Origin of the sequence: Mangrovibacter phragmitis, assembly GCF_001655675.1 — a bacterium.
In the GTDB taxonomy this organism is placed as follows: domain Bacteria; phylum Pseudomonadota; class Gammaproteobacteria; order Enterobacterales; family Enterobacteriaceae; genus Mangrovibacter; species Mangrovibacter phragmitis.
Genome location: NZ_LYRP01000043.1, coordinates 44,152 through 59,278 on the forward strand (window position 1 = coordinate 44,152; position 15,127 = coordinate 59,278).

General features: G+C 51.7%; 11 protein-coding genes. 6 read left to right on the forward strand and 5 right to left on the reverse strand.

Annotated elements, in window-relative coordinates:
- Window positions 1-73: 73 nt before the first annotated feature.
- Entirely contained in the window at window positions 74-553 is a 480-nt protein-coding gene (gene mntR, locus A9B99_RS17865; protein ID WP_064599870.1) for a manganese-binding transcriptional regulator MntR, read from the forward strand.
- Window positions 554-626: 73 nt separating this feature from the next.
- Here the strand turns inward: mntR and ldtB are convergent, their stop codons facing one another.
- Window positions 627-1,547, reverse strand: coding sequence for a L,D-transpeptidase (gene ldtB / locus A9B99_RS17870; RefSeq protein ID WP_064599872.1), 921 nt, complete (start codon window positions 1,545-1,547; stop codon window positions 627-629).
- A gap of 215 nt (window positions 1,548-1,762) precedes the next feature.
- On the opposite strand from ldtB, the gene A9B99_RS17875 reads away from it, so the two are divergent.
- Window positions 1,763-3,355 (forward strand): ABC-F family ATPase, encoded by a 1,593-nt coding sequence (locus A9B99_RS17875; protein WP_064599874.1) that lies wholly within the window; start codon window positions 1,763-1,765, stop codon window positions 3,353-3,355.
- An 81-nt stretch (window positions 3,356-3,436) separates the two neighbouring features.
- Here the strand turns inward: A9B99_RS17875 and A9B99_RS17880 are convergent, their stop codons facing one another.
- Entirely contained in the window at window positions 3,437-5,803 is a 2,367-nt protein-coding gene (locus tag A9B99_RS17880) for a glycoside hydrolase family 31 protein (RefSeq protein ID WP_064599876.1), read from the reverse strand.
- Between the two features lie 14 nt (window positions 5,804-5,817).
- Entirely contained in the window at window positions 5,818-7,119 is a 1,302-nt protein-coding gene (locus A9B99_RS17885) for an MFS transporter (RefSeq protein WP_064599879.1), read from the reverse strand.
- A 286-nt stretch (window positions 7,120-7,405) separates the two neighbouring features.
- On the opposite strand from A9B99_RS17885, the gene A9B99_RS17890 reads away from it, so the two are divergent.
- The gene (locus tag A9B99_RS17890) at window positions 7,406-8,476 is read left to right on the forward strand and encodes a LacI family DNA-binding transcriptional regulator (protein ID WP_064600259.1); all 1,071 of its coding nucleotides are present in this window, start codon (window positions 7,406-7,408) and stop codon (window positions 8,474-8,476) included.
- Here the strand turns inward: A9B99_RS17890 and moeB are convergent.
- Both moeB and moeA read right to left on the reverse strand, forming a co-directional pair.
- Window positions 8,473-9,231 (reverse strand): molybdopterin-synthase adenylyltransferase MoeB, encoded by a 759-nt coding sequence (gene moeB, locus A9B99_RS17895; protein ID WP_064599881.1) that lies wholly within the window; start codon window positions 9,229-9,231, stop codon window positions 8,473-8,475. The genes A9B99_RS17890 and moeB overlap by 4 nt on opposite strands.
- Window position 9,232: 1 nt before the next feature.
- Complete coding sequence (gene moeA, locus A9B99_RS17900; RefSeq protein ID WP_064599883.1) at window positions 9,233-10,465, reverse strand: molybdopterin molybdotransferase MoeA; 1,233 nt, start codon at window positions 10,463-10,465, stop codon at window positions 9,233-9,235.
- A gap of 245 nt (window positions 10,466-10,710) precedes the next feature.
- Between moeA and A9B99_RS17905 the strand changes: the two genes are divergently transcribed.
- The 3 genes from A9B99_RS17905 to gsiB are packed head-to-tail and all read left to right on the forward strand — an operon-like array spanning window position 10,711 to window position 15,102.
- Window positions 10,711-11,658 carry an isoaspartyl peptidase/L-asparaginase family protein gene (locus A9B99_RS17905; RefSeq protein ID WP_064599885.1) on the forward strand — a complete coding sequence of 316 codons (948 nt, stop codon included), beginning with the start codon at window positions 10,711-10,713 and terminating at the stop codon, window positions 11,656-11,658.
- A gap of 9 nt (window positions 11,659-11,667) precedes the next feature.
- Window positions 11,668-13,515, forward strand: a complete 1,848-nt coding sequence (locus A9B99_RS17910; RefSeq protein WP_064599886.1) for a dipeptide ABC transporter ATP-binding protein — start codon at window positions 11,668-11,670, stop codon at window positions 13,513-13,515.
- Window positions 13,516-13,557: 42 nt separating this feature from the next.
- On the forward strand, window positions 13,558-15,102 hold the full coding sequence (gene gsiB / locus A9B99_RS17915) for a glutathione ABC transporter substrate-binding protein GsiB (RefSeq protein ID WP_064599888.1): 1,545 nt from the start codon (window positions 13,558-13,560) through the stop codon (window positions 15,100-15,102).
- Window positions 15,103-15,127: the final 25 nt, after the last annotated feature.

The window sequence follows — 15,127 nt, forward strand, 5'->3', positions numbered from 1 at the left end:
TTTGCGTCAGGGACAGGCTGGATTACAATGACAGCCCCGTGATGACACCATCGCGAAAGAAAGAGGAATCACTATGGTCCGTCGCGCCGGAAAAAATAATACGGATAGCGCCACTCAATTAGTTAATGTTGAGGAACATGTTGAGGGTTTTCGTCAGGTTCGGGAGGCGCACCGACGAGAGCTGGTTGATGATTATGTTGAGCTTATTTCTGATTTAATTCGCGAAGTGGGCGAAGCTCGCCAGGTTGATATGGCAGCCCGTTTAGGGGTCTCTCAGCCAACTGTCGCAAAAATGCTTAAGCGCATTGCCGGAATGGGGTTGATAGAGCAGATTCCCTGGCGCGGTATCTTTCTGACACCAGAAGGTGAAGCTCTGGCACAGGAAAACCGGGTGCGCCACCACATTGTGGAACATTTTTTATTAGCGCTCGGGATAAGCCCTGAAACTGCCAGGGTAGATGCGGAAGGCATGGAGCACCATGTTAGTGAAGAAACCCTCGCGGCATTTGCGCGTTTTACCCAACAACAGCAGAGTGAGCAGAAACCTTGCTGAATACGGGTAATAAAAAAGCGGCCCGCAGGCCGCTTTAGCTTTAGCTTTATTTTTATAGAGACGCCGCATAGCCTCAGTTAAGGCGAACAGGCATACCAGAGCGTTGCTCAATGGCCTGGCTCAGGACTTCCTGGTTAACGTCGGGTTCATTAGTCACAGCCTGAACGCTTTTGGTCAGGGCAATTGGAACCACTTCGTTATTGGTCAGTTGAGCTTCCGTTGTGGAAAGCGGATTATGCACTTCAATATACCGTGAACCATCTGGCTCGGTAGTGGCTTTTACCGGCTCATCAATAAACTGAACGCGGGTACCAACTGGTACATGGTCAAATAAATATTTAATGTCTTCAGCTCGCAGACGCACACAACCGTGGCTCACACGCAGGCCGATACCAAAGTTGGCGTTGGTACCGTGAATGGCGTACAGGCGGCCAATATACATCGCATACAGCCCCATCGGGTTATCCGGGCCAGCCGGAACAACGGCCGGTAACGGTTTACCCATCTCGGCATATTCAGCATGCATCTTGGCCGTGGGCGTCCAGGTTGGGCCGGCTTTTTTCCGCTCAACTTTGGTTACCCAGTTGATAGGCGTGTCTTTACCTAACTGACCAATACCAATTGGCAGCACGACAACCGTATTGGTACCTGCCGGGTAGTAATACAAACGCATTTCAGCACTGTTGATAACAATGCCTTCATGGGGGGTATCCGGCAAAATCAATTGTTGAGGAATGTTCAGGACGGTACCTGGTTTTGGTAAGTATGCATCCACACCCGGGTTTGCCTCAAGCATGTTGGACAACCCCATTTGGTATTTTGATGCAAAATATTCCAGCGGTTGCCTGCTGCCGTCCGGAATAGTAACAACCTGATTTTGACCAATCAAACGGCTGCCGTCAGTGGGCAGGGGATAGGTCACAGCCGAGGCGGTTTTACAGAAACTCACCACAGAAAATGCTGCCAGTAAAAGAGTACGTAATTTCATGTTCATATTGCGCTATGCAAGTCACGATGCCACATGGGCCGTTGGTTGAAAAAACAGGTAGTGGCGCATTATAGGTTTATTCTTACTTGCTGGGAATTCAGATGTGGATGAAATCACATTTTTTTTCTTCAGAGGGGAAAACGGAGCGAACCACTGACGGGCGTCATGGCAGGTTTTGTGGCATAATAGATCGTTTGTCACATTTTTTGGGAAGAGAGCCTGTGTTAGTCACCAGTAATATCACCATGCAGTTTGGCAGTAAGCCGCTGTTTGAAAATATCTCAGTTAAGTTTGGCGGCGGAAACCGCTATGGCCTGATAGGCGCCAATGGTAGCGGCAAATCCACCTTCATGAAGATACTGGGGGGTGACCTGGCCCCGTCCGTTGGGAATGTGTCCGCCGATCCGAACGAACGTATTGGTAAATTGCGCCAGGATCAGTTTGCTTTTGAAGAGTTCACCGTGCTGGATACCGTGATCATGGGGCATGGTGAACTGTGGGAAGTGAAACAGGAGCGCGACCGTATTTATGCCCTCGCTGAAATGAGTGAAGAGGATGGCTATAAAGTTGCCGACCTCGAAGTGAAATATGGCGAAATGGACGGCTATTCCGCAGAGGCGCGCGCGGGGGAATTGTTGCTGGGGGTGGGTATCCCAATGGAGCAGCATTATGGTTTGATGAGTGAAGTGGCCCCTGGCTGGAAACTGCGTGTGCTGTTGGCACAGGCACTGTTTTCTAACCCGGATATTCTGCTGCTTGATGAACCGACCAACAACCTTGATATCGATACCATTCGTTGGCTGGAGCAGGTGCTTAACGAACGTGAAAGCACCATGATAATCATTTCCCATGACCGTCACTTCCTGAATATGGTTTGCACACATATGGCGGATCTCGATTATGGTGAGTTGCGTGTATACCCGGGCAACTATGACGAGTACATGACGGCGGCAACCCAGGCGCGTGAACGCCTGCTGGCTGATAATGCCAAGAAAAAAGCGCAAATTGCCGAGCTGCAGTCTTTTGTCAGTCGCTTTAGTGCTAACGCATCAAAATCCCGTCAGGCAACCTCCCGCGCCCGGCAGATTGATAAAATCAAACTGGATGAAGTGAAAGTGTCCAGCCGTCAGAACCCGTTTATTCGCTTCGAACAGGACAAGAAACTGTTCCGTAATGCACTGGAAGTGCAAAAGATTAAGAAAGGCTTTGATAATGGCCCGTTGTTCAGCGATGTGTCGTTGTTGCTGGAAGTGGGTGAACGTCTTGCTGTTCTGGGTACCAACGGTGTGGGGAAATCCACATTGTTGAAAACTCTGGTGGGTGAACTGACGCCTGAAGCTGGCGAAGTGAAATGGTCTGAGAACGCGCGTATTGGTTACTACGCTCAGGATCACGCGGCCGATTTTGACAACGACCTGACAGTGTTTGACTGGATGAGCCAGTGGAAACAGGAAGGTGATGATGAGCAGGCAGTGCGTAGTGTGCTGGGGCGCTTGCTGTTCAGCCAGGATGATATTAAGAAACCTGCCCGCGTGTTGTCGGGTGGCGAAAAAGGGCGGATGCTGTTCGGCAAACTGATGATGGAAAAACCCAATATCCTGATTATGGATGAGCCAACTAACCACCTGGATATGGAATCTATCGAATCGCTGAATGCCGCGCTGGAGCTGTATCAGGGAACATTGATTTTCGTTTCCCATGACCGGGAGTTTGTCAGCTCACTGGCAACCCGCGTGCTGGAGATAACCCCGCAACGTGTTATTGACTTCACCGGTGGCTATGAGGATTACCTGCGTAGCAAAGGTATTGAGTAACCCTGTTTGGTTTGAGTAAGTAGCGCGGCTTCCGGGAAGCCTGGAAGCCGCGTTACTTGCCAGCATAACTTCCGCGTGTTTTTAGCGCCTCCAGTGCATACTTTCCACACCGTTAATGACTAATCTGCGGGTTTCTCCCGCCGGAAGCTGTACATCAAGGCCTTGCCAGGCTGGCTGGTAATCCCCTTCGGCCGTTATTGTTAACTGAATTTCTTCAGCAGTACATGTCATCGCCCAGTTAACCCACAGGGCGTTACCCGTCTGGTAACCCCAACTTTCACCGTCGTCTTCAAACAGCATGCCATTACAACTACCCGGGTTACGCAATGGGAACAGTTGTAGTGTGCGTTTGTTATCAGCCGCAGGGTTAACATGGCCGATATTCCCACTCAGTGGCAACCCGGCTCCTGCCCGAACCAGTAAAGGCAAGGTTTCCAGCGGTGCCGGGCGGGTTACCCACTGGCCGCCAGCAAACCATTCACCCGTATAGAAGTCATACCAGCCAGCCTCATTGTCTGGCAGCCATAATGTTCTTTCCCGGGCACCAGGCTCAACCACACTGGCAACCAGAATATCGCGGCCCAGCATAAAGTCATCACACTCCACGAAGGTTTGTGCGTCATGCTCGTGGTCGAGGAATGTCGGGCGCAGCATCGGCTCATCATCCTGGTGCGCCTGCCACAATAAAGTATACAAATAAGGGAGCAGGCGGTAACGCAGTGCAATGGCTCCACGAATAGCTGGCGTAACCGCCGGGTACATCCAGGGTTCATTCACCGTCTGGTCATCATTCCATGAGTGAATGGTAAACCGTGGGTGCATGACACCATTCTGTACCCAACGAACAAACAACTCCGCATCAGGTTTGTCGCCCGAAAAGCCACCAACATCATGACCGACGTTATACAGACCAGACAGGCTCATCCCAAGACCCATACGGGTGTTATAGCGCAGGGTTTGCCAGTTGGTCCGGTTATCACCACTCCAGGTCTGTACGTAGCGTTGCATCCCGGCACAACCCGAGCGTGAAATCAAATATGGCCGCTTTTCTGGCGCAAACTTCTGTTGGGCTTCCATAGAAGCGCGCATCATCAGCAAAGGCATCACCGGGCGCATATGTTTAATGGCGACAGGTTGCCCAAAGCCGAAGCAGCGTGCTTCTCCATCCCAGACTTCATACTCGTTATTGTCATTCCAGGTGGAATCGATGCCTTTTTCCAGTAACTGGCGGGTAACGCCTTCCTGCCACCAGGCAATTGTAGCGGGATTGGTGAAGTCAAGATGAGAGCCTTCGTCGTCCCAGAAACAGGAGCGTTCAGGCTGTCCGGTTTCAGAATCCTGAATAAACAGTCCTTGTTCGGCAACCTGTGCATATTGTGGATGATCCTGCAACAGGCAGGGTTTGATATTCGCAGCCAGGTGTAACCCGGCATCATGGAACGCCGCACTGAGAGCATTGGGATCAGGCACTTTGTCGTAGTTCCAGTTAAACACATAACGCTTATTGTTAATGGAAGTGTAACCCGATGAAAGCTGGAAGGAATCACAGGGAATAGCATGTTGCTGGCACAGCGATATAAACTGCATTAACTGATTCTGGGCATCCGGTGCATCGGTGTAATGCATGGTTGAACCGCTGTAACCCAGGCTCCATTTCGGGCCAAAAAAGGTTTTCCCGGTGAGGCGTACAAACGCTTTAGTGACATCCAGCACCTGTTTACCGGTAAAAATATAGTAATCGATATCGCCCGCCTCGGCCTGCCAGCGCCGGTAGGCGGTATGGTAGTTATCCAGTTCGTTACCTAAGTCAAACCAGCAACTGCTCAGGTTGTCGTAGAACAGGCCGAAACTGATATCAGGGCGGCGAGTAATGGTAAATGGAACGTGTTTATATAATGGGTCTGTTGACTGGGCGTTATACCCCATAGCATCCAGATTGCGCATTTCGTAACGTTTGCCGTTGCGGACCAGATCGCCTGCTTTTTCACCCAGGCCGTAATAACGCTCCTGGGCGAACCGGCGCTGGTAGTGGGCAACGCCATCACCATGGGCATTGAGCAGGTAAGCACTGGTTGGCCGGTCGCTTGCCATAAACTGCCACTCGCCTGCTGCATCACGGTAATGCCATTCCAGCCATAAAGGCTGATGAACGGTTACACGTAATTGTTCACTGGTAAGGGTGAGCGTAGCGCCTTGTTGTTCCGCGTCCATTGGCGGCAGGGTGAACCCGGTAAGTGCATCACGCGGGCGGCCAGAAATCGGTGTATCCTCTTCGCCTGGCGCTACAGACCAGGTGCGATCCAGACTCCATTTCCCCTGGCGTTTCAGGCTCACCCGGAACATACCCGGTTCTAAAAGAGTGATACAGAGCTGATGTTTTTCCTCAACATCCAGTACAGCCTGGTGCTCATCAATGTGCGCAACGCGCCAGTGTTTCAGGGTTTTCATCAGTGACTTATCCTTTAGTTACGTGCGGCGCGGCGTTCAGCAATGAACATCACTAAGAAGACTGCGCCTATCAAATCGAAGAAGCCCATTGCAATAAACAGTGGGTTAAAACCAATCTTGTCGGCAGTGACACCAATAAGCAGTGAGAACAGGAAGCTGGCAATCCAGGCCGCAGAACCGCGCATGCCGTTTACTGTTGCCATCTGCCCTTTATCAAAGGACTCCACCACCAGGGCGCTTAACATGCAGGAGATGATTTGGTGACCAAATCCACCAATAGAGATAAGAACAATGGTGATGTACGGGTCACGGATAAAGGCCACGATGGCCAGTGAGATCATTAAAAAAGCACCGGTGACTGAACTGGCGACTACAGAGTTGATACGAGTGCAGCCAAAAAAACGGGTATATACGCGAGTCAGATAGCCGCTGGCAACACTACCAAGGTCGGCTGCGAGAAAGGGCAACCAGGCAAACATCGCTATCTGTTTAAGGTCCATACCATATTCTTTCGCCAGATAGAGTGGCACCCAGAAACTCAGCACAGCCCAGGCGGGTTCAGCCATAAATGCGGGAATGGCAATACCATAGAAGCGTTTGTTTTTTGACACTGTTTTCAGTGCAGTAAAAAAGGGCAGTTTAACTGCAGGAGGCTCGTTATCTTGCCTGATATAGTCAAGCTCGTTCTTGCTCAGATTCGGGTGTTTATCTGGATTGTGGTAAAAAACCCACCACAGAATTACCCATAAAAAGGCCAGTACGCCAGTAAACATAAAGGCGCCCTGCCAGCCGAAAGATGCATGAGCGAAATAGATGATTGGTGGTGCAAGCATGGCACCAATCGAAAAGCCAACGCCTGCCCAGCCCGCCGCAACCGGGCGTTCTGATTTCGGAAACCACTCACCAATGGTTTTGGCGTTCGCTGGCGTAGCTGCGGCTTCAGAAGCGCCCATCATAAAGCGTAAAATAGCAAGGTGTATCCAGGAGCCGGCACCGGCATGCAGGATACACATCAGTGCCCACACCCCGGCACAAATCATAAAGCCTATCTTCAGGCCAATGACATCAATTAACCAACCGCACAGAGGCTGGAACAAGGTATAGGCCAACTGAAATGCACCGACAATCCACGAGTATTGTTCTGTAGTGATACCCAGGCTGGTTTTCAGTTCTGGTGCCAGAATACCGAGAGAGTTACGGGTTATATAGTTTACGGTGACGCCAAGTAAGAACAGCACCAGCATATACCAGCGCAGGTTTTTAATAACGCGGCGGGTTTTGCTGACCGCGACTGGGGTATTAATGTCCTGACTCATTTCTTTTTCTCCACAAGACGGACGGTAGGGGATATGTCTCAGGTGTAATTGTTTATATGTTGTTGATAATTATTGAATTTATCTATCATCATTACCAGTGAAACTAGTATGGAAGCTAGCTGGTGAATTCACCTTAAAGGAGAAAAAAAACAGGCAATAGCGGATTTTGTGCAAATATTCTCATACAGAGCCAAAATATTTTGTCATGATCGTTATCAGCCCGGTTATCGTCTTATTTGTAGAAAATGAAAATTTTTTCATTTCACAAATGGAGCAAGATCACAAAATGGATAAAAAGCTAAAAATCACCGAAATTGCGGCGCGAACGCAGCTTTCCATCAGCACTGTTTCACGCGTACTGGCAGGAAAAGCCAATACCAGCCAGCGCGCTCGCGAACAGGTTATGGCCTGCGCCCGGGAACTGGGTGTATTTCAGGGAATGGCGGCAGGCAGGCTGTTGCTTAACAGCATTGTGGTGTTTGCGCCACAACGGGCATTTGATGAGCGTTCAGATATCTTTTACTACCGGGTCATTCAGGGAATCAGTAAGGCAGTTGCTGCTCATGATGTCCGGTTACGGTTTTGTGCACTGGAAGAAAACGACAGTGATACCAATGCATTTCTGAGCCGCATGAACGAAAAAGAGACCGAGGCTGCACTGTTGTTGGGGATTGATGACCCACATATTCACGACCTGGTGGTCGACATCGGTAAGCCCTGTGTGTTGATTAACTGCCGCGACCAGAAAATGCGCTTGCCCGTCGTGGCACCGGATCATGCGTTAATTGGTGCTTTTGCCGCCAGTTACCTGTTTGATATGGGGCATAAGTCTGTCATGAATCTATTGTGCCTGCGTCGTTACACGATGGAGTTACGCCTGGCGGGGATTCGGGATGCCTGGGATGCCCATAACCTGCCATTTTCTCCGGCGGATAACTTGCTGATTGCCGAAAATTTTAGCGCGGCGGAAAGTGAACGTATTGTTGCTCAGTGGCTTGACGGCCTGCCTGCTTCTTGTTTACCCAGTGCTCTGTTGGTGGGTGGGGATTTTATGGCATCAGGCGCAGTAAGTGCCTTGCAAAAAGCCGGCTTGCGGGTACCGCAGGATATCTCTGTGATGAGTATTGATGGGTTCAATCTTGCCGTTATTCAGGATGTTTCCTTAACCGCAGTGCATGTCCCGCGTGATACGTTGGGCGAAGAGGCCGTGCATGTTTTACAACAGCGGTTGATTCGCCCTGAAGCCCCGGTCGGGACACTGTTACTCAATGGCTCGCTGGCGGTTCGCGATTCCGTCAGGCGTATCCGGCCAGGCAAACGCCCGGCCAGCGTACAGCATGACGGTCTGTATGGCTAACTGGCTGCTGCGCCACAGACTTCACAGCCTGGATTGCGTGGCAGACGCATTTCCCTGAACTGCCCGCTCATGGCATCATACATCAGTATTTTGCCACGCACCGGAGTGCCAAACTGTGCCTGGACTTTAATCGCTTCCATTGCCTGAAGCGCACCAATAATCCCCACCAGTGGGGACATCACCCCGGCTTCCACGCAGGTGAGTGCATTTTCACCAAACAGGCGGCTCAGGCAGCGGTAGCAGGGCTCATCCTGTTGCCAGGTGAACACGCTGATTTGCCCTTCCATACGAATCGCCGCACCAGACACCAGAGGTACTTTGTGGTTGAAGCAGCTCTGGTTAAGCTGGTTACGAGCGGTAACGTTGTCCGTACAGTCAAGCACCAGCGTATGTTCCCTGACCAGATTGTCCAAATCACTGCCTTCCAGCAACGCATTGAGCACGGTTATCTGCACCAATGGGTTGATGGCAGCGAGCGACTGGCGAGCCGATTCCACTTTAGGCTGCCCCAGTTTCGCGTCGGTATGTAACACCTGGCGCTGCAGGTTAGAAACCGAAACTGTGTCGAAATCAAGCAATGTCAGGTGGCCGACGCCCGCCGCTGCCAGATATTGTGCTGCAGCACAACCCAACCCGCCCAGCCCGACAACCAGCATACGCGATTCTTTGAGCGCTTCCTGGCCCTCGAAGTCGAAACCGCGCAGTGAAATTTGCCGGTTATAACGCAGGATTTCGCCATCGGACAATTCAGCCATTTCAGCCCCCAAACAAGTGGTTAAACAACTCGACATCCACCCATTCACCCGGTTCGACATGGCCGCGTTCGCGTTCCAGCACGATGAAACAGTTACCCGTATGGAAAGAGCTGAATATATGGGAACCCTGGTTGCCAGTACTGCTGACCACTAACTCACCGGTGTCTCCGGTGTGCAAAATACCACGCTGGAAGTCCAGTCGGCCTGGTGATTTTTTCAGGCGCTGAGTGGTTTTCACCCGCAGGCGCTTGCCTCCTGCTAAACCGGTTTGCCCGCCAAGGCGGGCCAGCATGGGTAATACTAATTGGTAGAATGTTACCGCGGCTGAGACTGGGTTGCCCGGTAGCCCACAGAACCAGCTATGGCTGAGCCTGCCAAAAGCAAAAGGCTTACCTGGTTTCATTGCCAGTTTCCAGAAATGGATAGCACCCAGTTCATCGAGAATTTGTTTGGTGTAGTCAGCTTCACCAACAGAAACCCCACCGGAACTGATCACGACATCTGCCACCTGGTCGGCTTTCTGAAACGTTTCCCGCAGCAAAGCGGGGTCATCACGCACAGCACCCAGGTTGATCACTTCGTACCCGGATTGCTCCAGCATGACATGCACTGTTAGCCGGTTGGTGTCATAAATTTGCCCCGGGCCTAACGGCTTGCCGGGTTGCTGAAGCTCATCGCCTGTGGAGAACACGGCAACTTTTACTTTGCGCGTTACACAAACTTCACCAATGCCCAGTGAGGCAATCACCGGAATTTCCGCAGCCGTAAGGCGTTGCCCGGCTGAAAACACCACAGCGTTCCGGGCAATGTCTTCACCACGGCGGCGAATGTTTTGATGTAACTTGATGGCGCGGTTAATCATAATGCCATCGTCACTGGCGGTAACGTCTTCCTGCATAATGACGGCATCACAGCCTTCAGGTACCGGAGCGCCAGTCATGATGCGTATACATGTTCCTGCAGGCCATTCTCCCGTGAAGGGTTGCCCGGCAAAAGCTTTACCGGCAACAGGCACTGGGGTACTGGCGGAAAAGTCTTCTTCCCGCAAGGCATAACCATCCATTGCGGCATTATCAAAGCCAGGGACATCGAGAGGGGAAAGAATATTCTCTGCCAGAATACGGCCAAAGGCGGCGGTCAGGGGAACAATGTCGGTAGCCGAAATCGGTACGATTTGAGACAACATTTGTTCCAGCGCCGTATCAAGGGAAATTAACTCACTGGGCTGCGCCATGTTAACGCTCCTGCGCTGGTAAAAAGAATGGCGGTTATTATGGCAGAAAATGCCCGGTCACAGAATGACGAATGATCCAGCCTGGCAAGCAGGCAAGTGGATGTACTGTCTACACTAAATAGTGCAGGTAACGAATCCAGCATTCGTTGTGGTTAACTGTTGCGAAATAAACTACTGACAGTACAGTAACACATAATAATCACAGGATTATCTCATACTGACGATGCTATTCAGGACAGATCTCAATGGAAAAAGCGGTGATAGCGATTCATGGTGGCGCAGGGACACTTTCTCGCAGCAATACCAGCCCGGAAACAGCGCGCAAGTATACAGAGGCATTACACCAGACATTGCTGGCCGGGCAGGCAATCCTTGCGGCTGGCGGCAGTGCGCTGGATGCTGTGACCGAAGCCGTGCGCCTGTTGGAAGATATTCCGCTGTTTAATGCAGGTACGGGGTCAGTATTTACCCACGCCGCCACACATGAAATGGATGCCTGTATTATGGACGGGCGGCGGCTTGATGCTGGTGCGGTGGCGGGTGTCCGTTGTGTGCGTAACCCCATTCTGGCCGCTCGTGCTGTACTGGATAACAGCCCGCATGTCTTGCTCATCAGTGACGGAGCAGAGCAGTTTGCCCGTGAGCAGGGGCTGGAAATTGTGGCACCTGATTTTTTTTCCACAGCGGAACGTGCCGCGCAACTCCGCCAGGCTCGTGGCCAGGAGCAGGTGTTTCTTGACCACGATGTGCCAGTGCCACCGATTTCACCTGATACTAAATTTGGCACGGTAGGCGCTGTTGCCCTGGATTCACAGGGAAATCTGGCTGCAGCAACGTCTACAGGCGGTATGACCAATAAACGTCCCGGCCGGGTGGGCGATTCGCCATTACCGGGTGCCGGGTGTTATGCCAATAATGCTAATGTGGCTGTATCCTGTACCGGAACCGGAGAAGTGTTTATTCGTATGCTGGCAGCCTACGATGTAGCTGCGCTGATGGAATACAGTGGCGTCAGCCTGCCGGAAGCGGCTGACAGGGTTATTAAAGAGAAGCTGGTGGCGCTTAATGGTGAAGGTGGATTAATTGCTATCGACCGTGAAGGCCACGTTGTGATGCCTTTCAACACGGAAGGCATGTATCGCGGTGTGGCCTGGGTCGGGGATATACCCAGTGTCGGTATCTGGCAGGAGTAGCCAGTGAGTATGCTGAGTCTGCCTGAAAACCAGGTTCTTTCCGTTTCTAATCTTAATGTTTCCTTCTCCGATGGCAGTCAGGATATTGCTGTGGTGAACAACCTCAGCTTTACGCTGGCGCGTGGGGAAACGCTGGCTTTGGTTGGTGAATCCGGGGCTGGTAAGTCCGTTGTTGCAATGGCCCTGATGCAACTGACCGACCCGGCGGCGGGCAAAGTGAAGAGCGACGCCATGCTGTTGCGCAGGCGTAATGACCAGGTGGTTTCTCTCAGTGATATCAGTAAATCGCAATTGCGTTCGGTACGCGGGGCTGATATTGCCATGGTGTTTCAGGAGCCGATGCGTTCACTTAACCCGGTGTTTACTGTGGGTGAACAGGTTGCCGAATCGATTCGGCTTCATCAGGGGATGAGTATCCGTAATGCACTGCATGAAGCGGAACGGATGCTTGAACGGGTGCGAATTCCGGATGCCGGGCAGGTGATGTCACGCTATCCGCACCAGCTATCAGGTGGGATGCGCCAGCGGGTGATGATTGCTATGGCGTTGTCATCACGTCCGGCGGTACTGATTGCAGATGAGCCCACCACTGCTCTGGATGTGACAATTCAGGCGCAAATCCTTCAGCTAATTCGTGTTCTTCAGCAAGAAATGGAGATGGGGGTGATTTTTATCACCCATGATATGAGTGTGGTGGCCGGAATGGCTGACCGCATTCTGGTGATGCAGGATGGCTGCAAAGTGGAAGAGGGTGAAACCACTGAACTCCTGAGTGCTCCACAGCATCCTTATACCCGCGAAATGCTGGCATCTGTTTTGCGTTTTGGCTCGATGCGGGGCACTTCACTTCCTCGTATCTTCCCACGGCCAAATAGTTTGGCAGGCACTGCACAGGACATGCAGGATACAGTATGTGTACAGGAAAAACCTGTGCTGTCGGTATCCGGCCTGGTGGCGCGTTTCCCGATTCGCAGCGGGGTTTTTAACCGCGTTACCCGCCAGGTGCATGCGGTTGAACAAGTTAGCTTTGATTTGTGGCCGGGGGAAACGCTGGCATTAATGGGTGAGTCGGGTTGCGGTAAGTCTACAGTTGGTCGTGCGTTATTGCGCCTGGTGGCGAGTGCGGGTGAAGTTGAAATTAATGGCTGCCGTATGGACACCTTACACGGGGCGAAGTTACAGGCCGCTCGCCGGGATATTCAGTATATACCGCAAGACCCGTGGGCCTCTTTAGATCCGCGAATGACTATTGGTGAAACAGTGATGGAACCCTTGCTGATTCACCGGGTCATGAACCGGGCCGATGCAGGCAAATATGTGGTTGAACTTTTAACGCGTGTGGGGTTGAAACCGGAACATGCGTTACGTTTCCCGCACCAGTTTTCTGGCGGGCAACGGCAGCGAATTTGTATCGCCCGGGCGCTGGCATTAAAACCTAAAGTCATTATCGCCGATGAGCCAGTGTCTTCGCTTGATATGCCTATTCGCGGGCAAATCATCAATTTGTTGATGTCGTTGCAGCGTGAAACCGGCATTGCGTGTTTATTAATTTCACATGACATGGCGGTGGTCGAGCGCATCAGCCACCGTGTGGCTGTCATGTATTTGGGGCAGATAGTGGAAGCAGGCACACGCCAGGATGTGTTCGATAATCCATTACACCCTTATACACGGCGCCTGCTGGCAGCGGTTCCGGTTATCGATCCTGCCCGCCGGCACCGGCCAAAAATTTTGTTGTCCGATGATCCGCCATCGCCCATCCGGCGTATTGGGGATGAGCCTTTTGTTGCGCCGTTACTGGAAGTTTCACCCGGCCATTTTGTAGCCCGTCACCCAATTTTTGGGGCGGTTTCTTAACCTCGGAGCCGGGCGTGTTAGCTCGCTTTTCAGGAGAATGTTATGCGACAACGCAGTGGGCTTCTTTGGGGAATGTTGAGTGTTGCGCTGGTGGCCTGGTTTGCTTTCAGCCCTCCGGCGCTGGCAAGCAAAGATATTATTGTGGCAGTAGGGTCCAATTTCACCACGCTGGATCCTTATGATGCCAATGACACGTTATCTCAGGCGGTAGCAAAGTCGTTTTATCAGGGATTATTTGGCCTTGACCGGAATATGAAAGTTATCCCGGTGCTGGCGAAAACCTGGCAGATTTCTCCGGATGGCCTGCATTACACCATCACTTTGCGTCAAGGTATTAAGTTCCAGGACGGTACAGATTTTAATGCGCAGGCGGTGAAAATAAACCTGGACCGGGCGAGAAACCCGGCAAACCGTCTTAAGCGTTATAACCTGTACAAAGATATAACGCGTGTGGATGTGCTGGATACCTTCCGGGTACGCATTACGTTGAAAACACCGTATTCCGCGTTTATCAACGTACTGGCGCACCCGGCAACTGTTATGATTTCCCCTGAGGCTTTGCATAAATGGGGGCCGCGTATTGGTTTTCATCCGGTTGGTACCGGGCCTTATGTGCTCGATACCTGGAATACCACCGACTATTTACGGGTGAAGAAATTCCCCGGTTACTGGCAACCGGGCCTGCCAAAACTTGACAGCATCACCTGGCGTCCGGTAGTGGATAACAACACCCGGGCATCCATGCTGCAAACCGGAGAGGCCACGTTTGCGTTCCCCATTCCGTATGAGCAGGCGCCTGTTCTGGAGAAAAATCCGGATATTGAACTGGTTTCCACGCCGTCTATCATGCAGCGCTATATCAGCATGAATGTTACTCGCAAACCGTTTAATGATATTCGGGTACGGGAAGCAATTAACTATGCGATTAATCGTGATGCGCTGGTGAAAGTGGCCTTTGCCGGGTATGCCACACCTGCGACGGGAATTGTTCCACCGGCGATTGCCGGGGCAACGCAGTATGCTCCCTGGCCCTGGGATCCGGGCAAAGCACGCGAGTTATTGCGCGAAGCGGGCTATCCGAATGGTTTCACCACCACGTTATGGTCATCTCATAATCACAGTACGGCGCAGAAAGTGCTGCAATTTCTCCAGCAACAGCTGGCAACGGTTGGCATTCAAACCAAAATCACTGCACTGGATGCAGGAAGGCGGGCAGCATTAGTTGAGGCGAAAGACCAGGCTGAAAGTGATGTGCGGTTGTTCTATACCGGCTGGTCTGCTTCAACCGGCGAAGCCAACTGGGCGCTGGCACCGCTGTTTGCCACACAAAACTGGCCGCCCGTATTGTTCAATACCGCGTTTTACAGTAACCCACAGGTTGACCGTAATCTGGCACTGGCTTTAAAAACAACCAATGAGCAAGAAAAAGCCCGTTTGTATAAGAGCACACAGGACATCATTTGGCATGATGTGCCGTGGGCTCCGCTGGTTGTTGAAAAGTTGGTTTCAGCGCATCGTAAGCAACTGACCGGTTTTTATGTCATGCCTGATACCGGGTTTAGCTTTGAAAATGCTGACCTTCAATAGGTGTTGCTCACTGTGTGGCAGTCAG